At 59.1% G+C, this 24,118-nt stretch carries 40 protein-coding genes, 1 tRNA gene and 1 pseudogene; 29 read left to right on the top strand and 13 right to left on the bottom strand.

All coding sequences use genetic code 11. From position 1 onward, the window contains the following. Positions 1–84 precede the first annotated feature (84 nt). From EV286_RS20310 to EV286_RS20365, 12 genes are read right to left on the bottom strand one after another with little or no spacing between them, the layout of a single operon-like run. Entirely contained in the window at positions 85–450 is a 366-nt protein-coding gene (locus tag EV286_RS20310) for a hypothetical protein (RefSeq protein WP_132958963.1), read from the bottom strand. Beyond that, positions 447–1,820, bottom strand: a complete 1,374-nt coding sequence (locus tag EV286_RS20315) for a class I SAM-dependent methyltransferase (protein ID WP_132958964.1) — start codon at positions 1,818–1,820, stop codon at positions 447–449. Before EV286_RS20315 ends, EV286_RS20310 begins: the two co-directional genes overlap by 4 nt. After that, on the bottom strand, positions 1,817–2,104 hold the full coding sequence (locus EV286_RS20320) for a hypothetical protein (protein WP_132958965.1): 288 nt from the start codon (positions 2,102–2,104) through the stop codon (positions 1,817–1,819). Before EV286_RS20320 ends, EV286_RS20315 begins: the two co-directional genes overlap by 4 nt. Before the next feature lie 8 nt (positions 2,105–2,112). Further along, positions 2,113–2,553 carry a hypothetical protein gene (locus EV286_RS20325; RefSeq protein ID WP_132958966.1) on the bottom strand — a complete coding sequence of 147 codons (441 nt, stop codon included), beginning with the start codon at positions 2,551–2,553 and terminating at the stop codon, positions 2,113–2,115. Next, complete coding sequence (locus EV286_RS20330; protein ID WP_132959052.1) at positions 2,550–2,969, bottom strand: DUF968 domain-containing protein; 420 nt, start codon at positions 2,967–2,969, stop codon at positions 2,550–2,552. The genes EV286_RS20325 and EV286_RS20330 overlap by 4 nt, the downstream gene beginning before the upstream one ends. After that, positions 2,969–3,154 carry a hypothetical protein gene (locus EV286_RS20335; RefSeq protein WP_132958967.1) on the bottom strand — a complete coding sequence of 62 codons (186 nt, stop codon included), beginning with the start codon at positions 3,152–3,154 and terminating at the stop codon, positions 2,969–2,971. Before EV286_RS20335 ends, EV286_RS20330 begins: the two co-directional genes overlap by 1 nt. Then, positions 3,151–3,657 carry a hypothetical protein gene (locus EV286_RS20340; protein WP_132958968.1) on the bottom strand — a complete coding sequence of 169 codons (507 nt, stop codon included), beginning with the start codon at positions 3,655–3,657 and terminating at the stop codon, positions 3,151–3,153. Before EV286_RS20340 ends, EV286_RS20335 begins: the two co-directional genes overlap by 4 nt. After that, positions 3,654–4,913: a recombinase RecT gene (locus tag EV286_RS20345; RefSeq protein ID WP_132958969.1), complete on the bottom strand. Its 1,260-nt coding sequence runs from the start codon at positions 4,911–4,913 to the stop codon at positions 3,654–3,656. The genes EV286_RS20340 and EV286_RS20345 overlap by 4 nt, the downstream gene beginning before the upstream one ends. 3 nt (positions 4,914–4,916) lie before the next feature. Next, positions 4,917–5,921: a PD-(D/E)XK nuclease-like domain-containing protein gene (locus tag EV286_RS20350; RefSeq protein WP_132958970.1), complete on the bottom strand. Its 1,005-nt coding sequence runs from the start codon at positions 5,919–5,921 to the stop codon at positions 4,917–4,919. A gap of 15 nt (positions 5,922–5,936) precedes the next feature. Further along, complete coding sequence (locus EV286_RS20355) at positions 5,937–6,143, bottom strand: hypothetical protein (protein ID WP_132958971.1); 207 nt, start codon at positions 6,141–6,143, stop codon at positions 5,937–5,939. After that, positions 6,140–6,442: a hypothetical protein gene (locus EV286_RS20360; protein WP_132958972.1), complete on the bottom strand. Its 303-nt coding sequence runs from the start codon at positions 6,440–6,442 to the stop codon at positions 6,140–6,142. Before EV286_RS20360 ends, EV286_RS20355 begins: the two co-directional genes overlap by 4 nt. Continuing rightward, the gene (locus EV286_RS20365) at positions 6,435–6,818 is read right to left on the bottom strand and encodes a hypothetical protein (protein WP_132958973.1); all 384 of its coding nucleotides are present in this window, start codon (positions 6,816–6,818) and stop codon (positions 6,435–6,437) included. The genes EV286_RS20360 and EV286_RS20365 overlap by 8 nt, the downstream gene beginning before the upstream one ends. A 64-nt stretch (positions 6,819–6,882) precedes the next feature. Here EV286_RS20365 and EV286_RS20370 point away from each other — a divergent pair, with 64 nt between their 5' ends. Beyond that, entirely contained in the window at positions 6,883–7,251 is a 369-nt protein-coding gene (locus tag EV286_RS20370; RefSeq protein ID WP_132958974.1) for a helix-turn-helix domain-containing protein, read from the top strand. Positions 7,252–7,376: 125 nt separating this feature from the next. Here EV286_RS20370 and EV286_RS20375 read toward each other — a convergent pair whose 3' ends face one another. After that, positions 7,377–8,042 carry a S24 family peptidase gene (locus EV286_RS20375; RefSeq protein WP_132958975.1) on the bottom strand — a complete coding sequence of 222 codons (666 nt, stop codon included), beginning with the start codon at positions 8,040–8,042 and terminating at the stop codon, positions 7,377–7,379. Positions 8,043–8,129: 87 nt separating this feature from the next. Here EV286_RS20375 and EV286_RS20380 point away from each other — a divergent pair. The 28 genes and pseudogenes from EV286_RS20380 to EV286_RS20505 form a co-directional block, all read left to right on the top strand. Next, a pseudogene (locus EV286_RS20380) lies at positions 8,130–8,315 on the top strand (hypothetical protein); the annotation flags it as partial. Positions 8,316–8,329: 14 nt separating this feature from the next. After that, complete coding sequence (locus EV286_RS20385) at positions 8,330–8,962, top strand: GIY-YIG nuclease family protein (RefSeq protein WP_132958977.1); 633 nt, start codon at positions 8,330–8,332, stop codon at positions 8,960–8,962. After that, entirely contained in the window at positions 8,959–9,285 is a 327-nt protein-coding gene (locus EV286_RS20390) for a hypothetical protein (protein ID WP_132958978.1), read from the top strand. Before EV286_RS20385 ends, EV286_RS20390 begins: the two co-directional genes overlap by 4 nt. Before the next feature lie 103 nt (positions 9,286–9,388). Next, positions 9,389–9,682, top strand: a complete 294-nt coding sequence (locus tag EV286_RS20395) for a hypothetical protein (RefSeq protein ID WP_132958979.1) — start codon at positions 9,389–9,391, stop codon at positions 9,680–9,682. Then, entirely contained in the window at positions 9,679–9,804 is a 126-nt protein-coding gene (locus tag EV286_RS32765; RefSeq protein ID WP_281041097.1) for a hypothetical protein, read from the top strand. Before EV286_RS20395 ends, EV286_RS32765 begins: the two co-directional genes overlap by 4 nt. Further along, on the top strand, positions 9,801–10,007 hold the full coding sequence (locus tag EV286_RS20400; protein WP_132958980.1) for a hypothetical protein: 207 nt from the start codon (positions 9,801–9,803) through the stop codon (positions 10,005–10,007). Before EV286_RS32765 ends, EV286_RS20400 begins: the two co-directional genes overlap by 4 nt. Before the next feature lie 331 nt (positions 10,008–10,338). Beyond that, positions 10,339–10,749 carry a hypothetical protein gene (locus EV286_RS20405; RefSeq protein ID WP_165932896.1) on the top strand — a complete coding sequence of 137 codons (411 nt, stop codon included), beginning with the start codon at positions 10,339–10,341 and terminating at the stop codon, positions 10,747–10,749. Positions 10,750–10,752: 3 nt separating this feature from the next. Beyond that, the gene (locus EV286_RS20410; protein WP_132958982.1) at positions 10,753–11,277 is read left to right on the top strand and encodes a hypothetical protein; all 525 of its coding nucleotides are present in this window, start codon (positions 10,753–10,755) and stop codon (positions 11,275–11,277) included. Positions 11,278–11,444: 167 nt separating this feature from the next. Next, on the top strand, positions 11,445–11,717 hold the full coding sequence (locus EV286_RS20415; RefSeq protein ID WP_132958983.1) for a hypothetical protein: 273 nt from the start codon (positions 11,445–11,447) through the stop codon (positions 11,715–11,717). Further along, entirely contained in the window at positions 11,714–12,334 is a 621-nt protein-coding gene (locus EV286_RS20420) for a hypothetical protein (protein WP_132958984.1), read from the top strand. The genes EV286_RS20415 and EV286_RS20420 overlap by 4 nt, the downstream gene beginning before the upstream one ends. Continuing rightward, the gene (locus EV286_RS20425; protein WP_165932897.1) at positions 12,331–13,725 is read left to right on the top strand and encodes a DEAD/DEAH box helicase; all 1,395 of its coding nucleotides are present in this window, start codon (positions 12,331–12,333) and stop codon (positions 13,723–13,725) included. The genes EV286_RS20420 and EV286_RS20425 overlap by 4 nt, the downstream gene beginning before the upstream one ends. Then, complete coding sequence (locus EV286_RS20430) at positions 13,722–14,714, top strand: DNA methyltransferase (protein ID WP_132958986.1); 993 nt, start codon at positions 13,722–13,724, stop codon at positions 14,712–14,714. The genes EV286_RS20425 and EV286_RS20430 overlap by 4 nt, the downstream gene beginning before the upstream one ends. Beyond that, positions 14,711–16,162 (top strand): DnaB-like helicase C-terminal domain-containing protein, encoded by a 1,452-nt coding sequence (locus tag EV286_RS20435; protein ID WP_132958987.1) that lies wholly within the window; start codon positions 14,711–14,713, stop codon positions 16,160–16,162. The genes EV286_RS20430 and EV286_RS20435 overlap by 4 nt, the downstream gene beginning before the upstream one ends. Then, entirely contained in the window at positions 16,162–16,458 is a 297-nt protein-coding gene (locus tag EV286_RS20440) for a hypothetical protein (protein ID WP_132958988.1), read from the top strand. Before EV286_RS20435 ends, EV286_RS20440 begins: the two co-directional genes overlap by 1 nt. Continuing rightward, positions 16,455–16,913, top strand: a complete 459-nt coding sequence (locus EV286_RS20445; protein WP_132958989.1) for a hypothetical protein — start codon at positions 16,455–16,457, stop codon at positions 16,911–16,913. Before EV286_RS20440 ends, EV286_RS20445 begins: the two co-directional genes overlap by 4 nt. Then, positions 16,910–17,329, top strand: a complete 420-nt coding sequence (locus tag EV286_RS20450; protein ID WP_132958990.1) for a hypothetical protein — start codon at positions 16,910–16,912, stop codon at positions 17,327–17,329. The genes EV286_RS20445 and EV286_RS20450 overlap by 4 nt, the downstream gene beginning before the upstream one ends. Next, a complete protein-coding gene (locus EV286_RS20455) occupies positions 17,301–17,963 on the top strand; it encodes a hypothetical protein (RefSeq protein WP_132958991.1) in 663 nt (220 codons plus the stop codon). Before EV286_RS20450 ends, EV286_RS20455 begins: the two co-directional genes overlap by 29 nt. Before the next feature lie 117 nt (positions 17,964–18,080). Further along, positions 18,081–18,156: transfer RNA gene (locus tag EV286_RS20460), tRNA-Asn, on the top strand. 69 nt (positions 18,157–18,225) lie between these two features. Beyond that, a complete protein-coding gene (locus EV286_RS20465) occupies positions 18,226–18,606 on the top strand; it encodes a hypothetical protein (protein ID WP_207909895.1) in 381 nt (126 codons plus the stop codon). Positions 18,607–18,754: 148 nt separating this feature from the next. Beyond that, positions 18,755–18,892, top strand: coding sequence for a hypothetical protein (locus EV286_RS32050; protein ID WP_165932898.1), 138 nt, complete (start codon positions 18,755–18,757; stop codon positions 18,890–18,892). A gap of 12 nt (positions 18,893–18,904) precedes the next feature. Then, positions 18,905–19,180 (top strand): hypothetical protein, encoded by a 276-nt coding sequence (locus tag EV286_RS20470; protein WP_132958992.1) that lies wholly within the window; start codon positions 18,905–18,907, stop codon positions 19,178–19,180. A 42-nt stretch (positions 19,181–19,222) separates the two neighbouring features. Beyond that, positions 19,223–19,615, top strand: a complete 393-nt coding sequence (locus EV286_RS20475) for a hypothetical protein (RefSeq protein WP_132958993.1) — start codon at positions 19,223–19,225, stop codon at positions 19,613–19,615. Positions 19,616–19,645: 30 nt separating this feature from the next. After that, a complete protein-coding gene (locus EV286_RS20480; RefSeq protein WP_132958994.1) occupies positions 19,646–19,858 on the top strand; it encodes a hypothetical protein in 213 nt (70 codons plus the stop codon). Between the two features lie 4 nt (positions 19,859–19,862). Next, positions 19,863–20,324 (top strand): DNA-packaging protein, encoded by a 462-nt coding sequence (locus tag EV286_RS20485; RefSeq protein WP_132958995.1) that lies wholly within the window; start codon positions 19,863–19,865, stop codon positions 20,322–20,324. Beyond that, entirely contained in the window at positions 20,324–21,670 is a 1,347-nt protein-coding gene (locus EV286_RS20490; RefSeq protein ID WP_245500773.1) for a phage terminase large subunit, read from the top strand. Before EV286_RS20485 ends, EV286_RS20490 begins: the two co-directional genes overlap by 1 nt. A 3-nt stretch (positions 21,671–21,673) precedes the next feature. Further along, positions 21,674–21,919: a hypothetical protein gene (locus tag EV286_RS20495; protein ID WP_132958996.1), complete on the top strand. Its 246-nt coding sequence runs from the start codon at positions 21,674–21,676 to the stop codon at positions 21,917–21,919. Between the two features lie 3 nt (positions 21,920–21,922). Continuing rightward, the gene (locus tag EV286_RS20500; RefSeq protein ID WP_245500776.1) at positions 21,923–22,477 is read left to right on the top strand and encodes an AP2 domain-containing protein; all 555 of its coding nucleotides are present in this window, start codon (positions 21,923–21,925) and stop codon (positions 22,475–22,477) included. After that, complete coding sequence (locus EV286_RS20505; RefSeq protein WP_132958998.1) at positions 22,467–24,107, top strand: portal protein; 1,641 nt, start codon at positions 22,467–22,469, stop codon at positions 24,105–24,107. Before EV286_RS20500 ends, EV286_RS20505 begins: the two co-directional genes overlap by 11 nt. Positions 24,108–24,118: the final 11 nt, after the last annotated feature.

A 24,118-nucleotide genomic window follows, 5' to 3' on the forward strand; every position in this document is an offset into this window, starting at 1 on the left:
CGTCGCAAAGGTGGCCTGGATACCACGGTCCCGGCGTAGCGCCTTCCATCGCCTTCTCAATCTGATCTACTATTCCCTTGGCTTTCACAGTCCCAACTCCTGTTCGATTGATTGGGCGACGGTGCGGAGTCGGTCGATCCAGTACGGAATAACCAAATCTGTGTGCGCGCCGTTGTTGTTGAGGTCCACGCGTTTAGCGTCCTTCGTCGCGCCGTTCATTGCCGCCAGCGCCTCGCGGAGTTTGGCTTCGAGGCGGTTGGCGCGTTCCTGCTCATCAAGGTATGCTTTATAAGCTGTGGTGCTTCCCTTGATCTCAGTTCGCAGTGCATCGAGCGCCTTTGCGAGAGCGGCTTCAAGCTCACGGATGCGGGCGGAAGGGTCGGAAGTCGGAACAACTGTGCCTTTTTCCGGAACAGGAACAAAAGCGGAGTTCTCATTGTGTTCGGTCATGCTGCTCTCCGTATCTTGAGAATGCCCGTGGGCACGTTCGTTCCTGCTTCCGAGAAGCTACCGACCGGCAAATCGGTCCACTGGCCATCAAGCTCTTGATGGTCGTAGTGAGCGGTTGCCGGCAGGATCGACACGAGCGAGCCGCCAGGCTTCAGGAACTGCAGGGCGTGGCGAACATGCTTGACGTAGTGGCGCCCATAGAACGGCGGGTTCATCACCACGAAATCAAACTCGGGTCGTGCCGGCTGTTCGAGGAAATTTCCGGTCAACACCGAATGGCCCTTGGCTCTGGCTTCCGCGGCGCGACCGGCATGAACCTCGATTCCGAACGGGCGGCAACCACGGGCGCGGAGCTCGTCTAGAATGCGACCGTCACCACAGGAAGGCTCAAGGACGCGATATGCTGGCGCATCCGACCGGCTGTAGTCGCGCGGCGCATAAATGCCGGCAGCATCAAGAGCGCGCGCTATAACGTCCTTTGGTGACCAGTAGAACTGCAGATCTTTCGATACCGCGGTGCTTGCCTGGGGCTTGGCGTCTTCCTCTTCGGCATCAGGCAGAACGTCGCCGTAGAACTCCGCAAGCGCCCGGTTGATATCGAGCAATGCTTGCGGACCGAAATAGAGATGCCCGTTACCATTTTCATAGCGCTTTAGCCACACATCGCGGCCTATCACTTTCACCGTCTTAGGGTCACGCTCACGCTCGTATTTCGACTGGCTTAGGTCCGGTTGCTCGCTATCTTCGAGAAGGGCATTGCCATCTGACAGGATCAGCGAAAGGTCGTCATGCGACAGCAGCGGCTTTCCTTGGTAGGCAGCAAGAGCATTGATGATGTCCCGCAGCTTGTCGCGCCCATAGCTGCCAAACGAATTGCCATAGGCGCCGACGCCTTGGATTATCACACGCTTGGGCAGACCCTTGACGCCGATCTTGACTTTGCTGTGAGACCTATAGGCCGGGTCTAGGGAAGCGAAGCATTCGGCCAGGCCCCGGAGAATATGAGAACGAGGGTTCTCCAGATAGGGACCAAAGGTAGCCTTAGCATTATCGAACGTCAGATCCGGAGGGTCGGCAAGCGTGCGTTCGAAAAGGCGCTTATCGTTGGCGCTCGCGATCTGGTCGATGTTAAGGCGGCTATATAAGGCCTTCCATCCCGATTGCAGTAAGTTCTTGCGCATCTCATTGGCATAAACATAAGCTCGCCCACGCAGAACCGGGTTAACGTAGGTTCCCATGATGGTGCCTGCCATTTCTATGGCTCTACATGCATATTCATAAGCCTTAATGGCTTTGTCGACGTTGGCGCTCTTCTCGTCGTACTCTTCGATGAGGTCGGCGACGGTGCGTTGACGTGCTGGAAGGTTCATGCCCCCGCCCTCCGCCTGCACGCGTCATAAGCCGCCTTCAGGTTTCCAACGGTGATATCCAGCCCTGAGAACGGCTTGGAGTCCAAGGGAAGGGCTTTGTACTCAGCTTCGCGGCGCTCGTATTCCGCAGCGAACGGCTCCAATGCGTCCGCGCATGCCCGCATCCTGCGTATCTCGCGCTCTTGCTCTGTGGGGCGTGTGGAGGCGAGAGGGGCGGTGAGCTTGCGCTGGTGGGCCTGTGCGGCCTGAAGTGCCTGGATGCGGTCGAGGGATTCGTGGTTCATGGCGCGCCTCAATCCGTGTACGCGATGTAGGTGAACTTGCCGCCACCGAAGCTCTCAAAGCGACCGCCGAATGTGCCTTGGACGCGCGCAACGACTTCCTCGCGCGTCGTTCCTGATGGATAGACGCCTTCGACCTTCTGAGAACTGTTGGTGTGTGCACTGATGTGGTAGTCGATCTTGGTCGGGTCCAAGACGCGACGAACCTTTTCCACATAAGGGAATGGGTTCAGGTAGATCGTGCCCTCGGCCTGAACTACAAGATCCTTCTCCGCTTCCCAGCCGCACGCCTCGCAATATTCGCGTGGGTCAGTGCAGTAGCTGCATGGCGGGTTTATGTGGCAGGAGCAGCATCTGTCGGAAGCATGCTCTTCGATGATGCCGGCGCAACCTTTTCGCCCGCACTTTTCACCAGCCAACCAGCCAACTTCTTCGCATGCAATCTTGCTCATGCCAAATCCCTCGAAGGTAGCCGCTCGGACACAGCCAAGCCGGACAGGATGCGAGACTTGGCGCGCTCGGTCGCCTCGTACTCGTCGTAGTCGCTGAAAATCCCAAAGAGCGTGTTCGCCAGTTCGTGCGGGTTGATGCCGACCGAGTCCCAATAGGCTCGCTCGTTCATGGAGTGCTGGCGGTCGTGCTCTGATTTGCACAGCGGGAGTGCAAACCGGTCCGGGGCCTTGGTGCCCTTTGCGCGGCCGTAGTGGCCGTGCCACGGCGCCGAGAATGACACGTGAGCAGCTTCAACGACCGACTGGCCTGTGACGACGCACGGAAGCGTGTGAAGCCATGCGAGGTAGTCCTTGCGCTTGCCCGGGCGCCTGTGCGGAACCGGCTCTATTTTCGTGTGAGCGACGCGGAAGGCCATCACGACAGCCCTCCCAGATAAGCGAAGCCCCAAGCCATCGAGCCGAAGACGACGAAGATGCCGAGGCCGGTTACGACCTGGCCCGGGCTCATGGTCTTGGCCTTGAAGATTGCGACGAGAAGGCAAGGAACGCCGACGAGCATGCATCCGATAGCCATGGAGTAGGCGATGATGGAGGCGATCACGGCGCACCTCCGATCGCTTCCGGATGGATGCACCCGTTCGGAGTCCAGTCTGCTTGCTTGTAACAACGGTACTCGTCGTGACCTTCGACATGGTAGCAGGTGGCACACACCGCCCGGGCCGGCTCGTCGAGGGCCTGCATGTTGGCGGGGCGAACCTTGATCAGAAGGGAGTCATTCTTCTTGAAGACATAGGAAGCTTCGATGCCCTCATTCGAGGCGTCCTTGCCCCTGTCTACCTGGACGACGAACTTAGATCCTCGTTCCCTGATTACAGTTCCGTGGAAGACGAGGGGAAGCTCGCTGGAGTTGTCGTAGTCGTCAGTTTCCCACATGGACCAAGAGAACGAGACACGCTGTCCAGGGTAAAAGAACGCCTGTCGCTCGGGGCATTTGAATTTCACGCTATAAACCGCGTTGCCCTTCAAAGCCCTCTGAAGGGCTGATCGACGCTCACAAGCGGACTTATCTAAAGCGCAGTTGAGGCATGTAGCATAGTGGGTCATGCCGCACCTCCGATCTCGCTCTGCTCGACACCAAGCACTTCAGCCATGAACGAGATCGCCGCAGCGCGTGTCCGCTTGCCGTTGATCACCGCGCGCGCTGCCAGAGACAGACTCTCCAGCTTCGGCCATACCTCGGCCGGCAGCATGTCGCGCCAGTCCAGTTCGCGGGCTTCCAGATCCGGAACGCGCTTCAGGTCGATGACGCGATTGCAGAACGCGACGAGGGTTGTTCGGTCGTCATCGGAAAGATTGGAGTCCACCGGCGTGAGGGAGGAGAGAGGGGAGCCGGTGGACTCTTCATCTGACGGAGAAGCGGGGACATCTCCGTCAGTCTCCGACGCAGGAGGAGGGGCGTCGGATTCGGGTGTTTCGTTGTCGGTCAGTATTTCGCCCGTCAGAGCGCTTGCTGTCTCGGAATGGACGAATGAGGCATCGAAGCCTTCTTCGCGCCCTGGGGCAACCTTGTCGTCAGGAGTGATATTCTTCGCTGCCTTCAACCGATCAGCCAGGGTTGGCCTCGCGTCCTGATCCTGGGTCAGCTCGTACATGCCGTTGTCGCGCTGCAGCAGGTCATGGATATCGACCGACAGCGGCAGCCGCTTCGCCAGTCGGCGGATAGCGGACTTCTTGGCCATCTCTTCCCACCAGTCAGCCCACGGACCGCGATCCTTCTGCTTGGAGACGTTTCGGATCTTCTCGACGTCCTTTGCTGAAAGCGGCTCGACATAGACTGCGCCGTCGGTCGTGGTCGCCATCGCGAAGACACGACGCACGACGTTCTGATCCTGATCTTCGGCCGGCTCGTACTCGATGTGCTCGCCGGTGTCGTCGATCCACGTCCGGAAATGATCGCCGCCGTAAACGACGCGAGCGGTCAGCATCTTGATATCGCCGGACTGATGGACGCGCTTGATGATGCCGCCCACCATGGGCATCCATTGCACCGCCTTGACCCAAACGTCCTTCCCGTTGTCCTTCACCTTGGTGTTGAAGACGACGAAGGCACCTTCGCGCTTGTCCGGCAGAAGGCCGTCCTGTGCAGCTCGGATAGCCGACTCCATGAGCGACTTGCGATCTGCCTTGAGGATGTCCGGATCGGAGACGACGGCGGTCATGACGACGCGCTGGAACTTCTCCGGCTTGATGTGCGACGGTAGGGCGGCCGCGAACTGGTCGGCCATCTTGTCGAGCTCCACGCGGAACTGCTGAGACGGCGATAGCTGCTTGTTGTCGTCGGTGCGGGCGATCTGGTTCATGGGTTATGCCGCCTCCTGGCGCTCTGCGATGTCGAGGAAGTTGTCGAGGCGTTCTTTGGCCCAGACCTTCATCTGGATTCGGCGCTCGCCGTCGTTGAAAGGTCGGGCGCCAGGCCACTCGCCGGCGTCGAGGCAATTGCGGATCGTGCGAAGGCACCAACGGACCGCACGCTCGCCGCGGTCTATGTCGAACTCGTCGATCTCGACATGCGCTGTATCCGGGACGTCGTCGTTGAGGACGTAGAGGAGCGTGAAGGTGTCGAACGGCATTCCGAGGCCACGGCAGACCATGCGAGTGATTGCCGCCTGCAGGTAGTAGCCGGCGTCGAAGATCTGGCGCTCGAGGAAATCCTCGTCGAACTTGCTCGCCGTCTTCAGGTCGCTGTAGACGCCGTCGACATTCGGGAGCGCGTCGGGCCGAGCTCGAAGCCAGATCCCCGTTTCCGGATCCTTCCAGAACATCGATCGTTCGATGCGACCATTGAGAAGACCGAGCTTGATGAGAGGGTAGGTCTTGGCGTCGGCATGGATGCGCTTGATCCGGTCGAACTGCTCGGCCGTGATGATCGTCTTTCCTTCGGCCACGAGTGCATCGCGCCAGTCCCGAGCTTCCTTGGTCCGGTAGTCCGGATATTTTTCCGGGCGGATGCAGAAGCGCTCTTCGAACACCTCGTCGCCAAGCAGGAGGCAGTGCGCCGCCTTGCCGAAATCGAGCGCGGCCGTCGTCTCTTGCTCGATGTGATCCGGGTTCCACTTCCAGCGGCCCCAGAATGCCTTTGGCGAGCCGCCATGCGCGGGAAGCAGCCACTTCAGCGCGCTCTTCGATACCGACGGTCCGTCTAGCAAATCACGCTTGCCGTGGTAGTCATCCAGGCTGATGCCTGAATAGACGCCGCTGAGCTTGATCGTGGATCCGCTCCACTTCCGCTCGCCCTTGAGGCCGGCGATCATTCCACCGATCGTTGAGCCGACGCTCTGGAAACTGTCCTTGTCGATGATCTTATCCACGGAAGCGATCTCCGGTTAGATGTTGAACGCAGCCCATGCGCCGAGGGCAAAGCAGACCACGGCAGACAGGGTGAAAGCGTAGATGCGGTTGAGGAGGCGGAGCTTTTCGAACGTCGCGGCCTGTATCCCGGCGTTGGCTCTTGCAAGCCGTACCGTCGGGCTCTGGCATTGGCCGGGAGAGCAGCGGCAGCCGTCGAAGGCGCGGAGGGTACATTCCGTCATAGCGGCGACCTCCAAATTGGGGCCGTCTCGACAAAATCCTTGGCTTTTTGGAAGCCGCAGTTGGCGAGATATTCCATGCCCCACGCCTCGAGCGCATCACGCCAGCTGAATTTGCTGCCGCCGTACGGCTTCTTGGCGCAGCTCTCGTGAATGCAGCGCGTAGCTTTCCCAACGACGCGAGCCATGATGACCGCATCACCTTCCGCAATGATTTTTCGGCAGCACTGGCAGCGGTGACTGTGCTTCCTACGGTCGGACGCGTAGGTCATCGACCAGAATGGCTTGGGCATCTCAGACATGGAACATCGCCCCCATGACCGGCTCTTCGCGCGTGGCGTCGTAGATGCTGGGTGCGGCGCGCTTGCCGAGCGACTGCGCTTTGGAGAAAAGGTGAGGGAACGCCTCGGTGACGGCGCCCTCATAATCCTCGCGGCCGGCGTCGTAGACCATCATGTCGGCGCCGGCGGAAATCGCGAGAAGGCGCAGGTTGTTCATGAGAGTGACCTGCAGATCCTCGAAGACTTCCGCGTTGTCCGCTTCCGTCGAGTACGTGGTCGAGAACTGCATCCCGGCCTTCGCGACCCACAGGATCATCTCGTTGAACCGCGGGTCGAGCTTCATTTCACGAAGGCCGTTCATGAAGTCCGGGGTGACGAAGTTGTAGCTGGAGATCATTGCCTTGCTCCCTCTGCGCTGCCCGGTCCGTGATCGGTTCGGGTTGCTGTTGAGGAGGACTATAATGGGCTTTGTCCCATTGCGTCAAGAGAAAAGATGGGATAAATCCCATTGCATGCTACAAAGAAACGACAACGGCGAATCTGCTGCAGCCTTCTACGAGAAGCGCAGGAAGTGGTTGGACTTCATCTGTGAGGTGGATGGACTGACCGATCGGGCCTTCCGCGTCGGCTATTGGCTGGCCAAACGGATGAACGGCGACGACCAGTGCTGCTGGTATACGCAGCGCGAGGTAGCCAAGAGAATGGGGCTATCCGAAGACAAGGTCATCCGAGCTGTAATGGAGCTCGAAGACAAGGGCGTCTTGATCGTTGTCAGGTCACATCGAAAACCGAACTACTACCACATCCGGTTGCCGTTCGACTTTGGCTAGGGTCGCAAATCTGCGGGTCAATAGGGTCGCAGATTTGCGGGTCCAATATATAAAGCTGAATTTCTAAAGGGTACTTTGCTTGTTTGAGATTCTTGCTCTGAGGGGAGTAATTGGAAGGGTGGGGATCAGAAGTTTATTGGCTTCCAAGACCCAGTAACAAGACCCTTGATGACGAACTCCGTCCCCTCATTTCCTTCCAAGCGAATCGGACGGTGAGCGCTATTTGTGCTCATTGGCACCAACATTGGCTCGCCATCGACCATAAACAGGCTCTTCAGCGTCACTTCGACGAGAGAACCCTGATGCCGCTCGACGTGGAGCACCATTCCTGGCCGAGGCAACAGACCGGTGTCCGCCCAGTTCACGCATGTTACATAACTACCATCATCGAACAGCTTGTTCATGCTGTCTCCGACCACGAGAAGCGCATATTGCTGCGCTTGCGGATACCTGCCGTCCCGAGCCATCGGGATCGTCTCATTCTCGTAACTCTCATCACTTAGCGACACATCCAAAAACGCACCTGCTTGCGCCCTCCCAACGACACGAAGGGTCAGTATATCCGTGATCAGTTGCGGCTCGCCAATAGGTAGACCAAGCACTTTTCTGATCTTGGTCAAGTTTCCATGAGTTGGGTCTTTGTCACGTTTCAAAGCGTCACGAACCCACGTCTCGCCTAGCCCAGCCTCTAGCGAAGCGTGCTTCATAGACTTGTCGAGAGCGTTCAGTCGCTCGGCGACCTCGCGCTTCCATTCTGGCCAATCTGGTTGAATTTCGATCTTCTTTGTCATGTTTGATCGATAACTTGTGACGAAAAAAAGGTCACGTGGGTTAAAGCCCATTGACAAATGGGATAAAGCCCATCTAATGTGGTCAACATGATCACGAACCAGTCAATCATCGACAGCATCGAAAAGCACTGCCTAGCAACAGGCATGGCGTCCTCCACGTTCGGTCGCAAGGCCGTCAACGATGGGAAGCTCATCGCGAGGCTGAAGGACGGGAAACCGATCAGCATCGACACATACAACCGCATCATGGCGTTCATCGATGCGGCCGAGACGGCGGAGGCGGCGCAATGATCGATCGGAGCCAGCGCGTTTATTTCGCAAGATGCATCGGCCCAACGGGGGATCCGATAGGAGCGTACAAAATAGGCTGCTCGTACGGATGGAATGAAAGGGCCAAGCAAATCGGCTCTGGAATGCCGTTCACCGTCGAAATTGAAGCAACTGTTCTTGGCGGATACGTGATGGAGAAAGCTCTCCACATCAGCCTCAAGGAAGACTGCATCTCCGGAGAATATTTCCACGCGAGAGGCAGGGTGCTTGAGTTCGTCAAGCGCTGCGCCACTACCGGAAGCCCTTATCTCAACATTAAGGACACCGCCGGAACTGACACTCTTCCAGAAGGTGCCCTTCAGGCATTCATGACATTTCATGGAGTCACGCTTGCAGAGGCATGTGCGGTTCTGGGGTTCCGAGAAAGTGACTACGAAAAGCGGGCTTCCAAGAAGAGCTATCGGTCCAGCAAGGTTGTCGCTGCAGTTGCCATAGTTGCAGCTAGACGAGGTCAATACGTCAACTGGCCGACCGACGCTCTGCGCGGGTTGCTTGGACACGAGTCTGTGGTTCTCAAGCAGAACCGGGAACAAGATCGGGTTAGGGAAGCGAAAGTAGCTGCTGCGGCTAATCTGGCGGTGTCGGCATGAACCAGTGGTCATTCGACATCACCGCCGCCCCGCGCGACCGTCATCTCTGGCTCGCATCCGAGTGCAAGAAGGTCATCAAGTCCTACTGGGACGAGAAGCGCGGACAGTGGTCCGGTTTCGCGACGAACGGCAAGGCTCCCGTCGCGTGGCAGCACTTCGTAGTTCCAGAGTATCCATTCCGAGCGAAAGCATCCGATGACAACGGCGCAACAGGGCAGTCCGAAAAGGTGACAGCCGACCGCGTGACGGGAGATGCGAGTAGGCCGAGCCGGGGCGGCGATTCCCCGGCATTCATTCTCGACGACTGCGGGAGCGGACAGTGACTCCGATCCTCCCACGCAGCTCACTCGATGCAGTCGCCCAGCGCGCCGTTGAAGGCGCGACGCCGAACGATCGGTCAAATCAACCAAGACAATGGAGGGGAAAATGAAATTCGCATCAATCGCAATCGCATCTCTCATCCTGGCAACTCCGGCCGCAGCGGGCGATAGCCTGAAGATGGCAGCTCTCTTCGCCCTGCAGGTCGATACCTGCGGCGAGAAGGCGGACAGCGACTTCCTACGCGAGATCATCGTTCATGGCTCCGTCGAGGAAAACGTCACGCTGAACGACGCGTTCAACATCGTCCGCGGCATGCAGCGAGCCTACACCGACATCGCAGTATCGCTTGGCACGTCTGAATACTGCGCTTCGACCAAGCAGTTGAGGACACGGCAGTGATCTGGCCGATCCTCCTCGTGCTCGTCCTGATCTGGGGCGCGCCAAAAATCTACGGTTTTCACATCGAGGCTCTCCGGCAGGACGCTGAGACAGAGCGAGACAGGAAGGATGGTCTGGCATGAGCGGGTTTCTGATTTTCTTCTCCAGCCTGTTGGCCGCGTTGGTTGTCGGCTTCTGTTTCGGCTGTGCGGTCTTCGCTCTTCGTGCCGCTTGGAAGTCAGGCGAGATTGCCAAGGACGAGGACGATGTGTCCGGCGCTGAAGAAGGCGTTCACCCGGCATTTCTGATCTCGGCTTTCGAAGGCCAGATGCGAGGCGCGCTGTGAGCGTCTCTCCCTCCAAAACCCTCCCGGAGCCATCGCGAGAAGCCGTTATCTATAAGGCCCTCAGCGATGCGTATCCGGTGGCGGTATCTGCAAAGTCACTTATGGAAATCTCCGGTCTGGCTTGGCGGTCTGAGCCGGTTCTTTCCTTCCACATGCTTTGCATCTCATTGGCGAAGATCAGGGTGGGCTTGTCGAGGCAGCGTTTCCGTCTGGATCGCACCGGCTCCACTCCTGAGGACTCCTACTGGCTTCACAAGTGCGTCGGCGGCGTCTGACGCAGAACCTGAAAACCCCAGCCCCGACGATGGTCAACATATCAGGGCTGGGAAACATGAACTGGATGAAATTCAACCAGAACGAATCAAAGAAACAGCAGGGAAAACAGATGTCTTTTGTAGATGCGTACTCGCCGGACAGGGCGTCTGGCTATGCCAAAAAGCTCTTTCAATTGGTCGTGAAAGGCTGGGGGGATCAACCCCTAGCCGTCAAGGAATGCGCCAAGCGGAGTCGCATGTCCGAGAGAAGCTATGAGCGCCTGATGAAGGGCGAAACCAAAGACCCGAAGCTGACTGTCCTCGGTCGGGTCCGAGGCGCGTATTTGGATTACTGCCAGGAGCAGATCGCGCGCCTCCAGCATGAAATTCACATCGAGATGACGAGGAACTCTGATGGCTCTTTTGAAGGTCTGGCTGCTGAGGCTGAGGCTTTGGCGGATAAAATCAGGAAAGCGAAAGGAAGGTGACCGATGACGGCAGCCGCAGGGCATAACGCAGAAAAGGCAGAGCGTGACCGCCGGGTCACGTTCTCATACTACCACCGCAAGGATCGTGAGATCGCCGCCCGCATGCGCGAACTCGCAGAGCAGAAGAAGTCGAACCGGCAGAACGCAAAGGCTGCCGGGTTCGCATCTGCCAAGCTTGACCACTACCTCAAGTCCTTCCTCGCCGAGGATCAGGATAAGCCGGTCGACAAGCATCGGTCTGAACGTGAAAATTTGATCTGGTTAGGTCTCATTCACGACAATCCGCAGGGCGACCTTCTCGCCGATCGCGCCAGCCGCGAGCAGCTTATCGCTGCGCAGGGCTTCCACGCCGGCCTGAACGGCCTTGATCGCATCTCCAGTTACGCCGCCGGCAGTACCGAGGATAAGGCGTGGCTTGAGAGCTACGAGGCCGGAAAGAAGGAATACGAGACCATCGTCCCCGACATCGTTGCCCGCATCGAGGCCGCATCCGACCCGGAAGCGCCGCCGACCGACGACGAAGACTGAGTTCCCCGCAGGCGTCTGATCCTCCCAAGCCAGACGCCCGACTATCGGCGCGCGAATGCGCCGAACTTCTCTCCGAGGGCGACACGATGAATATTGCACCGAGAATCCAGAGCTATACATGCCCTTGCTGCCAAGGCTTCATTGGAGAGGCAGCGCCAATAGATGCCGTGCTTGAGCGTGTTGCTCGCGGGCAGCAGAAAACCATCCTCGAGCTTCTTTCCCGACGTGTGGGCCGAACAGTGGCCAAGGAGAGCGTTCTAGCGCTCCTCTACGACGATCGAGCCGACGGCGGTCCAGACAATGCCTCCCTCGTGCTCTCGACCCAACTCTACTACCTGCGCAAGTTCATCGGTGCTTACGGTTGGTCGATCGTCACCAGCGGCGGCGGCAGAGGGTCAGCCACATTCTACAGGCTCATTCCGACGGAGGCAGGACAATGATCGTGATGGGTCTCGACCTCGCAACAACATCAGGATGGGCAGTGCGCGACAGCGCCAAGCATCGCTCTTCCATCATCTGCGGCACGTTCTCGGTCAAGGATTACGACTGGGAAGAGAAATACGCCATCGCCGCGAACCTCTTCTATCGCCTCGTCAAGGACCATCGTCCCGACTTCGTCGCCATCGAGCGCCCGGAACACGGCGTTCGGCAGTTCAAGAAGAAGGGCAAGACCGACCTCACCGGCGAGGAGCAGACAGTCTCCACGATCAACCCGGCTGCTTTGCAGCTCACCGGTATCGCCGGCGCGGTGATCGCGATCTGCCAGATCCGCAACATTCCCTATGGAACCATCGCCGCCACGTCCTGGCGCCCGGTCTACTACGGCAAGGGCGTGAAGCCGCCGGAGGGAAAGGACTGGAAGGATCTGGCGATCGAGTCCTGCAACCGCGAACACATCGCTCTCCCTACCACAAAGGCAGAGCAGCGCGACGCGGCCGAGGCGGTCGGGGTCTGCACATGCTGGCACAACTGCGCCATTCCGGAAATCAAGTGGATGCAGCAGCGGTTCATGGAGCTTCGGTCCGGTGCTTTCGAAGCCAAGAGGAGCGCGGCATGAACGCCTACGCTGACTTCCTTGCCCGAAAGCGCATCAACGACCCTGAGACCGGTATATCCGCCGTGGGCGTTCTTCCGGCTGTCATGAAGCCACATCAGGCCGATATCGTCCGCTGGGCTCTTCGCCGCGGTCGCGCCGCGGTCTTCGCCGGCACCGGCCTGGGCAAAACCCTCATGGAAATCACATGGTCATCCAGGGTGTCAGAGCACACCGGCAAGCCGACGTTGATATTCGCACCTCTCGCGGTTGCTGAGCAGCATATATCGGAAGCCGAAAAGTTCGGTATGGCTGCCAACCTTGTATCATTCCATCCGGACGAAGGGTGGGGAGTGAACGTCTCGAACTACCAGAAGATGGATCACTTTGACCTGTCGGCGTTTGGCGGCATCTGCCTGGACGAGAGCTCGATCCTCAAGAGCACTGATGGCAAGTACCGGACCCGCCTCATCGAGGAATGCGCAAAGATACCGTTCCGCCTTGCCGCCACCGCAACGCCGGCGCCAAACGACTTCATGGAGCTCGGGAACCACGCTGAATTCCTCGGCGTCATGTCCTACACCGACATGCTAGCCACATTTTTCACACACGACGGCGGCGACACGCAGAAGTGGCGATTGAAGGGACACGCGGAAACGGAGTTTTGGAAGTGGATGGCATCATGGGCAGTCATGCTCCGAAAGCCCTCCGATCTTGGATACGACAACGCCGGATACGATCTTCCTCCGCTCCATTACCACCAGCACACGGCAGGCGTCGATTACGCACCGAGCATGGACACCGGACTGCTCTTCCCGATGGAAGCGCGCACTCTGCAGGAGCGCATAGCGGCCCGCAGGGACAGCGTGGGCGAGCGCGTCAATCTCGCGGTGCAGATGACACCTGCGGACCGTCCCTTCGTTTGGTGGTGCAATCTGAACGGTGAAGCTGATGCATTGGCGAAGCTGATCCCAGGAGCGGTCAATCTCTCCGGTGCTGACAAGGACGACGACAAGCGGCACAAGCTGGTCGACTTTTCGCAAGGTCGTATCCGCGTCCTGATCACCAAGCCATCGATCGCCGGGTTCGGCATGAACTGGCAGCACTGCGCCGATACGGGGTTTGTCGGGCTCAATGACAGCTTCGAGCAAATCTATCAGGCCATCCGTCGTTTCTGGCGCTTCGGGCAAACAAACCCAGTCAACGTTCACTTCATCGCATCCGAGATGGAAGGAGCGACCGTCGCCAATATCAGACGCAAAGAGATTGATGCGGAGCGCATGGCCGCCGCCATGGTTCTGCATATGGCCGATCTTTCCAGCGCAGCCGTGCGCGGGTCCGTGCGCGACCGACCGGACTACGATCCGAAAATTCCGATGAAAATTCCATCTTGGGTAGGGGAGTGCGCGGCATGATCAACGCCGTCGACCAGGTTATAACGGACCGCTATGCCATTTATCAGGGTGACGCCTGCGAGCTCATCCGCGGTGTTTCAGGCGAAAGCGTCCATTTCGGTATTCATAGCCCGCCATTCGAGGGGCTCTACAAGTTCTCGAACTATGACCGAGACATCAGCAACAACGATGGTCCGCAGTTCTGGGAGCACTATGCATTCCTGATCTCCGAGCTGTTTCGCGTTACAAAAGCCGGCCGCATACACTCCGTCCATTGCATGCAACTGCCGACCAGCAAGACACGGCACGGCTTTATCGGTATGCGCGATTTCCGTGGTGAGATCGTGCGCGCCTACGAAGATGCCGGGTGGATATTTCATTCCGAGGTCTGCATCTGGAAAGACCCGGTGATCGCTCAGCAGCGGACCAAGTCCATTCGGTTGCTTCATAAGCAGATCACGAAGGATAGCACGATCAGTGGCATGGGCCTTGCCGACTACATCGTGTCGTTTCGCAAGCCGGGCGACAATGAAAACCCTGTCGATGGCATGTTCGATCGTTGGTCCGGTGACGACAGCCTAGATATCAGTCGCGAAGCCTACGAGCGTCATCGCAAGCAGACCGAAGCTGAGGGGCGCAAGGCGTGGCCCTTCGAGCAGTGGCGATCAATCTTGGTTTGGCAGCGATACGCGTCGCCGGTCTGGATGGACATCAATCAGACGAACACGCTGCAGTACCGCGCTGGTCGCGACGAAAAGGACGAGCAGCATATTTCCCCGCTGCAATTGGACGTGATCGAGCGATGCCTCGATCTTTGGTCTGCTCCTGGCGAAACTGTCCTCACACCATTTCTCGGCATTGGCAGCGAGGTCTATAGCGCCGTCAAGCTCGGTCGGAAGGGCATCGGCTTCGAGCTCAAGCCATCCTATTTCCGACAGGCATTAAAGAATATCGCGGAACTCGATCGCGAAAAGACTGACACGCTCTTTTCGATGGTGGGTGCAGCATGAACGCCCATCCAAGAGACATCCACGGTTCGCCGACACTGCCCGACGCGATCGAGGCCGAGCAGGCGCTACTCGGCGCTCTCCTGATGAGGAACGACTGCATCGACGATATCCCGTCGAGCTTTGAGCCCAACCACTTCGAGGAGCAGATCCACCGGCTGATGTTCGAAGGCATGATCGAACTGCGCACCGCCGGCAAGACGTTCAGCCCGATCACGCTCAAGGGCATGTTGCCTAACCAGCCGATCGGCGGGATCAGCATCGCTCAGTACATGTCCCGCCTGATGGGCGAGGCGGTCGGATACTTCGGCGTCAAGGATTGGTGCAGGGCAATCACGGCCGCCGCTGCCCGGCGTGAGCTTTACGGACTCGCCGATGACCTCAGGCAGATATCGCTTGAGGAAGAGCTGCGGATACCCGACGACGTCGATGCGCTACGCCAGCGCCTCGCAGAGGTCACCAGGAGCCTCGCTGGTGAGGAAGCGACCTTTTCCCTTGCCGACGCCATCGACAACTCATTCGAGGCCGTCAACGACGCGTCGCGCGGCCGCAAGGCGGAAGGGGTGGACCCTGGCATTCCCGAGGTGATGCAGCTCACCGGCCCATGGCAGAAGGGACAGCTCATCATCATCGGCGGCGGCGTCAAGCAGGGCAAAACAGCGCTCGCGATGCAATGCATGTTCGAGATCGCCAAGTCGGCCCCGGTCTTCCTCTACAGCGGCGAGATGACGGTCAAGCAGATCATCATGCGCGAGCAGGCCCGCCGAACCGGCATATCGGCCCGTCAGCAGCAGCGCGGCCGCGTCTCCGATCAGGAAGTCCAGATGCTTCTCGAGGCCGGTGTGGAGATCAAGCGGTCCCAGCATATCGAGATCGACACCCGAAAGATGACGCTCGACCAGATCGGCCGCAAGGCGCGGGCCCTCAAGAAATCCCACAACATCGGCGCCGTCTTCGTCGACCACATCGGCAAGATCCAATGGGAAGGAAAGATGCAATACGAGGAGGAGTTCAAGCAGGGGCAGATCGCGACGTCGAAGCTGAAAGACCTCGCCATGGAACTTGATCTCCCGGTCGTCGCACTTACCCATCTGAAGAAGTCTGCATTTCAGGAGTATCAGGGCAGCAGCCTCGAGAAGCGCCTTCACGCAGTCTTGCACCGCCGCCCGACCTACCGCGACCTTATCGGCAACATGGATAAGGACGCCGACCAGGTGATCATCCCATTCCAGCCGCGGCCGATCCTGGCCGGAATGGAGCCGGGGGAGGGAACACCGGACTGGAACGTCTGGAAATCCCTCATGGATCAGACAGAAGGCAAGGCGGAGATCCTGCTTTCCCTGTCTCGCGAGAGCGAGTTTCCCCGCCGCCGAGACATCGCCTGGGACGGCAATTCCACCAGCTACGGGCCTTCCTACAAGGCGCAGATGAACAGCCGGGAGCTTTTCTGATGAACAAATTTGACGCAGGCGCCATGAAGACCCCGACCGGCTGGATCGGCTATTTCCGCATGGTGCACCACGCCGAGAACCGAGTGCTGCGTAACGGCCGGCACGACATCATCTTCGCGACCGAGGCCGAGGCTCTGAAGGCGGCCAACACCGCGTTCTTCGAATACCTCAACAGCCCAATCGTCGGAATCTCCTCCATGGGCGGCAGCAAGAAGGGCGTGGCGAAGAAGGCGGCCGAAGCGATCTTCCGAAAGGGCAAGCGGATCGAAGTCGAGCGCCGGAGGGCAACGGCATGAACCTCCGCATTGAAACCCCCACCGCGTACGAATCCCATCTGACCCGCATGGACGGCAAGACAGCGATGCGGCTTTTCGTCGAGCAGAAGTGCGCCGAGCGCGGTGTCTCCTTCCGAGATATCGTCGGGCCGCGCCGCATGCGCGCGCTGATCAAAATCCGGCACGCGATCATCTTCGACGTGGCCGTGGCCTTCCCCAAGGCCGGGACATCGGCGATCGGCCGAGCCTTCAACCGAGACCACAGCACCATCTCGAAGAGCATCAGTCGCGAGGCCAGCAGGCGCCGGGTTCCTGCCCCGGAGACACGCTGGGTCTATTCCTACGACGTCGACCAGATCATTGCGGACGTTCGCTCCGGGATGAGCATGCTCGCGGTGGCCGTGATGCACCGGATAGACCCGGCAACGGTCGCGCGGGCCGTCAAGGCGCATGCGGCGCGGCAGGAGGCGGCATGAGCAAAGGCAGGCTCGACGCGCTCCTAGACGGTCTCGGGATCAAGCTGGTTCCGGTTTACCGACGTCGTGCGGCCGCGCAGAGCCATGCCAGAGGCACCATGCATGAGATCCGCAATCAGTACGGTGACGGTCATCTCGTGTTCGTCCTTCGCTGCATCAAGCAGACCAAGAACAACCGTGACGAACTCTGGAGCGAGACGATCGGTGCAATATCCGACATCCTGATACAGCGCCAGGATTGGGCACTGGACAGACCTTCGGAAGTCCTCGACGCCTTCGACACCATCCCCCTTGGCATCCTCCGCGGCAAATCAGTCGCACGCCGTCCATGGCCAGTACGCGCAACCCTCAGAACCTACATCTACGATCGTTTGGAGAGCATCCTTGATGAACCAGAACAGCGCCTTGCGGTTTGAAGACCTGACAGAGAATGCGGCGGTGATCGCTGACACCAGCCTGATCGTCAGGGCCCGGTTCGTTGAAGCCGCCGATACCATGCTTCATGTCGGCGTTCGTGGTCTCTGGCCAGCTGACCTGAAAGCTTTCTGGCCTGAGCACATCCTTGACTACAAGGAGGTGAAACTTCGGTACCGGCCAGATGCACGGGCCATATCCAGAGCCGAGGAAGTCTTATACGGTTGGATGCTGGAATACGTGAGGGAAGACGAGCGCCGTTACCTTCTCGGCAGATGGGCAATGTGCCTCGCAGCCCCGCATGTCGCCGGTTCATGGCGCAGTTTCTGCCAGAAAGAGAACCGAATTCGTAGGACAGCGGATCGTTGGGTTCAATCTGAGTATGAAAGCATTTCCAGCGCGTTGATTAAAAACGCTAAATCGTTACATGAGCCTAACTGGTCCAGGGTGTCGCCAATGATGCCGAATTCGTCTAGTGAATTGGATAAGGTTAGAACACCTGCAGCCAAACATGATTTGCACATGCTGCTGCCAGGGGCCAAGCCCTTCCACGACCCGGATAGTCCTGAACTCGCAGCGCTGATCAAGCGGCTCGAAAAGGCAAATCGACGGCGTCGCGGAAAGAGGGCCGCATAGAGATCGGGAAGGCGGACAGTAGTTCGTGAAGATCGGGGTCCGTGCCTGGTCGTTCCTCCCCGAGCCGAGAGGTGACATCTATCCGCCCATGCCACGGCATGGCTCGGCAACCTACATTGGAATGTAGCTCAGTCGGTAGAGCAGGTGGCTGTTAACCACCTTGTCGCAGGTTCGATCCCTGCCGTTCCAGCCAATCACAGCCCGTCAGCTTAACCGCTGGCGGGGTTTCTGATTCCACCAATAAACCCAAGGAGAGTGCCAAATGCGCACGATCAACGAGCATAAGGTAAATCCTGCAAACGACCGCATCCTTATCGAAGTCACCGATGAACCCGGTGCTGGTGGTGCGAACCACGAATACCGAGTGACGCTACCGCCTCCGGACAAATCTGTCGGCATTGCCGCCAAGTCGTGGCAGATCAGCTTCCAGAACGGGCCGATCAACGAGAACGGCGTCAACGGCCTGACGCAAGAGGTGCTGCTCGCCATCGTTGCCGACCGCCTCCGGTCCTTCCAAGCCGGTCAATTCGCCTGCCGAGAGAACGCGCTCGCCCTCACCAAGATCGAGGAAGCCCAGCACTGGCTTCACAGCCGTACACTCGCTCGCATGCAGCGTGGCGTCGAAGGAATGAACAAACTGTAGAAAATTCTCCGCCGACATAGCGAGTGGATAGAAATGATTTTGCGTCTGCTGCTCATTTCATCCCTTCTCGCGCTCGCCTCCTGCCAAACCCCGCAGGTATGCAAGTACTGCTGGGTATCCGGCGCCAACTGATCCAAGAGGCAAACCGATGAAGAAGCCATCGCTCACCACAGCGAAGCGGAAGATCGCGGCCGCAAAGAAGGCCAAGCCGAGAACGAAGCAGGAATGGGCAAAGGTCATCAAGACCGCAGAGTCCGTGCTGAAGTCGGCCGGCATCAAGTTCTAAGGAGATCACGGCATGGCAGCGAACAAGATCAGCAAGAACAGCATAGCGGTCTTGGCCGGCGCGTCCAAGATGGTGGCGATCGACTATAGCGGCGGCGATGTTCCACTCGCTGAAGTGTCCCGCGGTCTCGGCGCCAATGCCGACGGCACCGTGGTGATGACTCTCGAGGACGCTCCGACCACCAACGTGACCCGCGTCGTCAAGGCGGGGACCGACTACGCCTGGCGCGTCCACACCATCAGGAACTCCGGCACGACGGCCGCTCTTGGCCTCTACGCTCTGTACTAAGTCCGTCTTCCACAGCAACAGCAAAGACAAAGGAAGCTCCACATGCCAGCTTTTCACTCTCTCTATGGCCGCAACTTCGGTGTTGAGCCATCCTCCGGCGCTCTCGTCTCCGACCAGGGCACGAAGACCGCAACGGCAACCGGAACCGGCGGCACCGGTACTGCGACGCTCAACAAGACGCAGGGCAAGATCACGACCGGCGCTCTGACCACGGCAGCGGCCGCAACCCATGTCCTCACCCTGACGAACTCCAAGATCCAGGCAGGCGATACGGTTCTGGTCACCGTCGGCAAGGGCACGGCTACCACAGGTATCCCGACCGTTGCTGACGTCACCCCGGGCAACGGCTCTGTGGTCATCACGATCCAGAACATCGCAGCCGCAGCCGCTATCAACGGCACACTCGTCGTCGGCTTCCTAGTTCTGAAGCCATAACCAGAAGCATCGGCTTGGAGGCAACAAGCTATGACAGACGAAGAAAAGGAAATCGCCCACGTGACCGGCTTCATCAAAGTCACCAGCGTGGGCGGTCCTGAAGAAACCCGATGGATTCGCATGTCGTCGGTTACGACCATCGTCCCGAGCGGAGAGGGCTATGTCATCGGCGGCCCGAGCATCGTGTCTTTCAAGTGCAAGGAAAACCCGCTCGAGCTGATCGCAGAAGCGGCGCAGGTGTAAAGCGATGGCTCCTCCCAAGGGCAACCAGTTCTGGAAGGTCCGCAGCAGCCACGGCCGCAAACCCATATTCGCAACGCCAGATGACCTCTGGAACGCATGCGTCGAGTATTTCGAGTGGGTAGAGAAGAACCCGCTGTATGAGAGCCAGGCCTTCGCCTATCAAGGTTCGGTTAAAGTGCAGCAGCTTCCAAAGATGCGAGCCATGACGCTTGCAGGGTTGTGTATATTTCTGGATATCAACCGAAGCACGTGGGATGAGTACCGGACGAAAGATGACTTTTCCGAGGTCTCTACGCGCGTGGACGAAATTATCAGGGCTCAGAAGTTCGAAGGCGCTGCTGCTGGGCTGCTAAACCACAGCATCATCGCACGTGATCTGGGACTCGCCGACAAGAACGAATTGACAGGCAAGGGCGGCGATCCGGTGCAGATCATCGTCACCTCGCAGGACGCCAAGCTTCTCTGATGGTCTCTCTCACGCGCAAGCAAGAGATCGCAGTCGACATCCTCGGCGGCCATCCAACGCACTGCATGCTCTATGGTGGCTCCCGATCGGGGAAGACGTTCATTCTCCTGAAGTCGCTGCTCTTCCGAGCACTCGCCCTCAAGAGCCGCCACGCGATCCTGCGTTACCGGTTCAACCACATCAAAGCCTCGATCATCTACGACACGCTGCCGAAGGTGTTGGAAGCTTGCTATCCGGGGGTGGCAGAGCGGAGCCGGCTGGATAAGACCGACTGGTTCATGACCTTGCCCAACGGCTCTGAGGTCTGGTTCGGTGGTCTCGACGACAAGGAGCGAACGGAAAAGATCCTCGGGCAGGAATACGCCACGATCTATCTGAACGAGTGCTCGCAGATCCCGTGGGCCTCGCGCAACATGGCAATGACCCGTCTGGCGCAGAACGTGCCAGGCATGAGGCTGAAGGCCTACTACGACTGCAATCCTCCAGGCATGGCGCATTGGACATATCGCCTGTTCATGGAGAAGCGTGATCCAGATCGACGCACGCCGGTTCTCAATCCGGATAACTTCGCGGCGCTGATCATGAACCCGAAGGATAACGAGGCCAATCTGCCGGCCACGTATCTGGAAGAGCTGCAGAACATGTCCGAGGCGATGCGCCGGCGCTTCATGCTTGGCCAGTTTGCCGACACGTCGGACAGCGCTCTATGGACGCTGGAGCTCCTCGACCAGCAGCGCATCGTTGACGGCAAAGTGCCAGAGATGGTGCGCATCGTTGTCGCTGTCGATCCCTCTGGAGCATCCGGCGACGAAGACACGCGCTCAGACGAAATAGGGCTGGTCGTCTGCGGTCTGGGCAAGGATGGCCGTGGCTACATTCTGGAAGACCTTTCAGGCCGTATGGCTCCTGCCCAGTGGGGCAAGGCTGCTGTGTCTGCCTTCGATCGATGGGACGCAGACTGTATCGTGGCTGAAGAGAACTTCGGCGGCGCCATGGTTGGAGAGGTCATCCGCAGCGCCGCGACAAACCCGGAGCGCAAGACCGGCGGCACGGTTCCATACCGGGCAGTCAAGGCCAGCAGGGGCAAGATCGCCAGAGCGGAGCCGATCGCCGCACTCTTCGAACAGCAGAAGGTTTCTCTCGTCGGGCACTTCCCGGAGATGGAAGACCAGCTCTGCGCCATGACCACCGCTGGCTACCTTGGCAGCAGATCACCGGATAGGGCTGACGCCGCCATATGGGGGCTGGCATCGCTGTTCCCGGCCATGACGAGGCAAGATAGCGCGAACGTCAATCGCTCGCCACAGGTCAACCTTGGCCACAGCAACATGAAGAGAAGGAGATAGCCCATGGGCAAGCTGTTCGGTGGTGGAAGCTCACAAGCCGCCGCGCCAACCCCGACGCCGGTCACGCGCATGCCTGACGAGGAAGATCCGGCTATCAAGGAAGCCCGTCGCAAGGCAGCCGTAGAGGCCCAGTCGCGTTCAGGCCGGGCGTCGACTGTGCTCACCAGCCGCCAGCAGCGCAGTTCGGCAGGGAATGGCCAGCCGGGTACGCAGGCCTACGGCAACTCCCTCCTGGGTCAGGCGAACTGATTGATGGCGAGCATAGGTCTGGCAAGGAAGCTGGGTGAGCGCAACCCGCGCCCGCTCCGGTTCGATGGGCATTTTGCCTATGTCCCTCTCACTCGCGGCAAAGAGGCGAAGATTGACGCGTCAGACGCCGCTCTCGTTGGCTCCATGACATGGAGTCTTACGTCGCAGGGCTATGCGCGCGCCGCCTATACCAACGAGCACGGCAAGACGGTCACGTATTCCATGCATCGATTGATTGCCGGTGCTGGACGCGATGAGCATGTCGATCATGCTGACGGCGACAAGCTCAACAATACCAAACGGAACCTGCGTATTTGCGAGCACTACCAGAATATGGGTAACCGTGGAGCGCAAAAGAACAATTCGTCTGGGGCGAAAGGTGTTTCGTTCTGCCGCCAGACCCGCCGGTGGAGAGCCATCATAACTGTCAAGGGGATCACCCATCGCCTTGGCCGTTTCACTGAAAAGGCAGACGCAGCGGCGGCCTACGATACCGCCGCTCTTGCTCTCCTCGGGGAGTTCGCCAAGCCCAACAATGGTGAGATGAATGCTCGATAGTCGTGCAAAAGAATTGTGCCGCATCGGCCAGTCTCTCTTCGCCAAGAAAGCGCCATACGACTCCCTCTGCCAGGACATCGCCGACAACTACTACCCGCTTCGGTCGGACTTCACGCGTGAGCTTGCGCTAGGCGACGATTTCACGACCGGCCTGATGGAGTCCTATCCGGTTCAGGCTCGGGAAACGCTCGGCAATGCTCCGTCTGCCATGCTCCGCCAAGGGGATTGGTTCGAGGTCAAGACCGGCCGCGAGGAGATTGATGAGGATCCGGAGGCCGCTCGCTGGCTGGAACACGCCACGAAGAGCTACCGTCGCCTTGTCTACGACCGCCGTTCCAACTTCGTCGCTGCCACTACCGAGGTTGATCACGACTGGGTGGCGTTCGGCAACGGCGTCATCTCTGTCGAGGAGTCGCCGACCCGCGATCACATGCTGTTCAGGGCGTGGCACCCGCGTGACTGCGCATGGATGCTGAACGAGGTCGGCAAGGTTGACCATCTCCAGCGCAAGATGAAGAAGACGGCGCGGAACCTGAAGAAGCTCTACAAGGACAAGGTTCACGCCGATATCGTTCAGGCTTGTGAGACCGACCCGTCCAAGGAATTCAACGTTCGCCATATCCTGATGCCGGTCGACGACATCTATGGGGACGACAAGATCAAGCGCCGGCAGTACCGCAAGACTCCGTTCATCTCGATCTACGTCGACATCGACCACGAGCAGATCCTTGGCGAGGCCGGGCTGCCGGTATTCAACTATGTGGTGCCGCGCTGGCGCACGCTGTCGAACATTCCGCAGGGTTTCTCGCCGTCCACCATCAACTCGCTGCCCGACGGACGCATGATCCAGTCAATGGCCCGCATCATCCTCGAGCAGGGTGAAAAGGCCGTAGACCCGCCGACAGTTGCCAAGGGCGAGATGTTCCGCGATGCGGTCAACATGTATGCCGGCGGCATGACCTATGTGGATCTGGAAGCGGATGACGATATCCGCAAGCTGTTCCAGACCATCGAGACCGGCAACGTCTCTATCGGCATGGAGATGAAGCAGGACGTCCGCGAGATGATCGCCGAGGCGTTCCTGCTGAACAAGCTCTTCCTGCCTGATACGCGGGAGATGACGGCCTACGAGACACAGCAGCGCATTGCGGAGTTCCGCCGTGCAGCCCTTCCATTCTTCGGCCCGATCGAGAGCGAATATCATCTGCCGCTGCTCGACACAGGCTTCCAGTTGGCGCTTCACAATCGCCAGTTCGAGTTGGGTGAGCTGCCTGATCTGCTGGATGGCGAGGAGACGACCTTCTCCTTCGAAAGCCCGCTGAACACCGCAGAAGGCCGTCAGCTCGTCGCATCGTTCCAGGAGAGCGTGCAGATCCTCGCCGGCGCTGCGCAGTTCGACAAGACCATCCCGTCGACCATGGACTTCAAGAAGATGACCAAGGACGCGGTGAAGGGCACAGGCGCGCCCGCTGACTGGTTCAACGACGAAGAGGTCCAGCAGAGCGAGGAGCAGCAACAGAACGCCGTGGACGGTCTCACGCAGGCCGCTGCAGCGCTCCGCGAAGGGGCAGGGGTGGCGACCGATGTGGCCGGCGCCTCGGTGGCCCTGCAGAACGCAGGACTGGCTTAGCAACCGACATA

The organism is Rhizobium sp. BK251 (assembly GCF_004345245.1).
In the GTDB taxonomy this organism is placed as follows: Bacteria; Pseudomonadota; Alphaproteobacteria; order Rhizobiales; family Rhizobiaceae; genus Rhizobium.

Bases quoted from the DNA above. Each gene is read 5' to 3' on its own strand.
- EV286_RS20465 (WP_207909895.1), top strand. From the start codon at position 18,226: ATGCGCACGATCAACGAGCATAAGGTAAATCCTGCAAACGACCGCATC.
- EV286_RS20390 (WP_132958978.1), top strand. From the start codon at position 8,959: ATGAACCAGTGGTCATTCGACATCACCGCCGCCCCGCGCGACCGTCAT.
- EV286_RS20470 (WP_132958992.1), top strand. From the start codon at position 18,905: ATGGCAGCGAACAAGATCAGCAAGAACAGCATAGCGGTCTTGGCCGGC.
- EV286_RS20475 (WP_132958993.1), top strand. From the start codon at position 19,223: ATGCCAGCTTTTCACTCTCTCTATGGCCGCAACTTCGGTGTTGAGCCA.
- EV286_RS32050 (WP_165932898.1), top strand. From the start codon at position 18,755: ATGAAGAAGCCATCGCTCACCACAGCGAAGCGGAAGATCGCGGCCGCA.
- EV286_RS20345 (WP_132958969.1), bottom strand. From the start codon at position 4,913: ATGAACCAGATCGCCCGCACCGACGACAACAAGCAGCTATCGCCGTCT.
- EV286_RS20395 (WP_132958979.1), top strand. From the start codon at position 9,389: ATGAAATTCGCATCAATCGCAATCGCATCTCTCATCCTGGCAACTCCG.
- EV286_RS20425 (WP_165932897.1), top strand. From the start codon at position 12,331: ATGAACGCCTACGCTGACTTCCTTGCCCGAAAGCGCATCAACGACCCT.
- EV286_RS20480 (WP_132958994.1), top strand. From the start codon at position 19,646: ATGACAGACGAAGAAAAGGAAATCGCCCACGTGACCGGCTTCATCAAA.
- EV286_RS20420 (WP_132958984.1), top strand. From the start codon at position 11,714: ATGATCGTGATGGGTCTCGACCTCGCAACAACATCAGGATGGGCAGTG.
- EV286_RS20330 (WP_132959052.1), bottom strand. From the start codon at position 2,969: ATGGCCTTCCGCGTCGCTCACACGAAAATAGAGCCGGTTCCGCACAGG.
- EV286_RS20340 (WP_132958968.1), bottom strand. From the start codon at position 3,657: ATGACCCACTATGCTACATGCCTCAACTGCGCTTTAGATAAGTCCGCT.
- EV286_RS20370 (WP_132958974.1), top strand. From the start codon at position 6,883: ATGGGCTTTGTCCCATTGCGTCAAGAGAAAAGATGGGATAAATCCCAT.
- EV286_RS20500 (WP_245500776.1), top strand. From the start codon at position 21,923: ATGGCGAGCATAGGTCTGGCAAGGAAGCTGGGTGAGCGCAACCCGCGC.
- EV286_RS20440 (WP_132958988.1), top strand. From the start codon at position 16,162: ATGAACAAATTTGACGCAGGCGCCATGAAGACCCCGACCGGCTGGATC.
- EV286_RS20325 (WP_132958966.1), bottom strand. From the start codon at position 2,553: ATGAGCAAGATTGCATGCGAAGAAGTTGGCTGGTTGGCTGGTGAAAAG.
- EV286_RS20505 (WP_132958998.1), top strand. From the start codon at position 22,467: ATGCTCGATAGTCGTGCAAAAGAATTGTGCCGCATCGGCCAGTCTCTC.
- EV286_RS20410 (WP_132958982.1), top strand. From the start codon at position 10,753: ATGACGGCAGCCGCAGGGCATAACGCAGAAAAGGCAGAGCGTGACCGC.
- EV286_RS20485 (WP_132958995.1), top strand. From the start codon at position 19,863: ATGGCTCCTCCCAAGGGCAACCAGTTCTGGAAGGTCCGCAGCAGCCAC.
- EV286_RS20400 (WP_132958980.1), top strand. From the start codon at position 9,801: ATGAGCGGGTTTCTGATTTTCTTCTCCAGCCTGTTGGCCGCGTTGGTT.
- EV286_RS20430 (WP_132958986.1), top strand. From the start codon at position 13,722: ATGATCAACGCCGTCGACCAGGTTATAACGGACCGCTATGCCATTTAT.
- EV286_RS20375 (WP_132958975.1), bottom strand. From the start codon at position 8,042: ATGACAAAGAAGATCGAAATTCAACCAGATTGGCCAGAATGGAAGCGC.
- EV286_RS20435 (WP_132958987.1), top strand. From the start codon at position 14,711: ATGAACGCCCATCCAAGAGACATCCACGGTTCGCCGACACTGCCCGAC.
- EV286_RS20315 (WP_132958964.1), bottom strand. From the start codon at position 1,820: ATGAACCTTCCAGCACGTCAACGCACCGTCGCCGACCTCATCGAAGAG.
- EV286_RS20495 (WP_132958996.1), top strand. From the start codon at position 21,674: ATGGGCAAGCTGTTCGGTGGTGGAAGCTCACAAGCCGCCGCGCCAACC.
- EV286_RS20385 (WP_132958977.1), top strand. From the start codon at position 8,330: ATGATCGATCGGAGCCAGCGCGTTTATTTCGCAAGATGCATCGGCCCA.
- EV286_RS20455 (WP_132958991.1), top strand. From the start codon at position 17,301: ATGAACCAGAACAGCGCCTTGCGGTTTGAAGACCTGACAGAGAATGCG.
- EV286_RS20360 (WP_132958972.1), bottom strand. From the start codon at position 6,442: ATGTCTGAGATGCCCAAGCCATTCTGGTCGATGACCTACGCGTCCGAC.
- EV286_RS20310 (WP_132958963.1), bottom strand. From the start codon at position 450: ATGACCGAACACAATGAGAACTCCGCTTTTGTTCCTGTTCCGGAAAAA.
- EV286_RS20355 (WP_132958971.1), bottom strand. From the start codon at position 6,143: ATGACGGAATGTACCCTCCGCGCCTTCGACGGCTGCCGCTGCTCTCCC.
- EV286_RS20365 (WP_132958973.1), bottom strand. From the start codon at position 6,818: ATGATCTCCAGCTACAACTTCGTCACCCCGGACTTCATGAACGGCCTT.
- EV286_RS20490 (WP_245500773.1), top strand. From the start codon at position 20,324: ATGGTCTCTCTCACGCGCAAGCAAGAGATCGCAGTCGACATCCTCGGC.
- EV286_RS20445 (WP_132958989.1), top strand. From the start codon at position 16,455: ATGAACCTCCGCATTGAAACCCCCACCGCGTACGAATCCCATCTGACC.
- EV286_RS20450 (WP_132958990.1), top strand. From the start codon at position 16,910: ATGAGCAAAGGCAGGCTCGACGCGCTCCTAGACGGTCTCGGGATCAAG.
- EV286_RS20405 (WP_165932896.1), top strand. From the start codon at position 10,339: ATGAACTGGATGAAATTCAACCAGAACGAATCAAAGAAACAGCAGGGA.
- EV286_RS20320 (WP_132958965.1), bottom strand. From the start codon at position 2,104: ATGAACCACGAATCCCTCGACCGCATCCAGGCACTTCAGGCCGCACAG.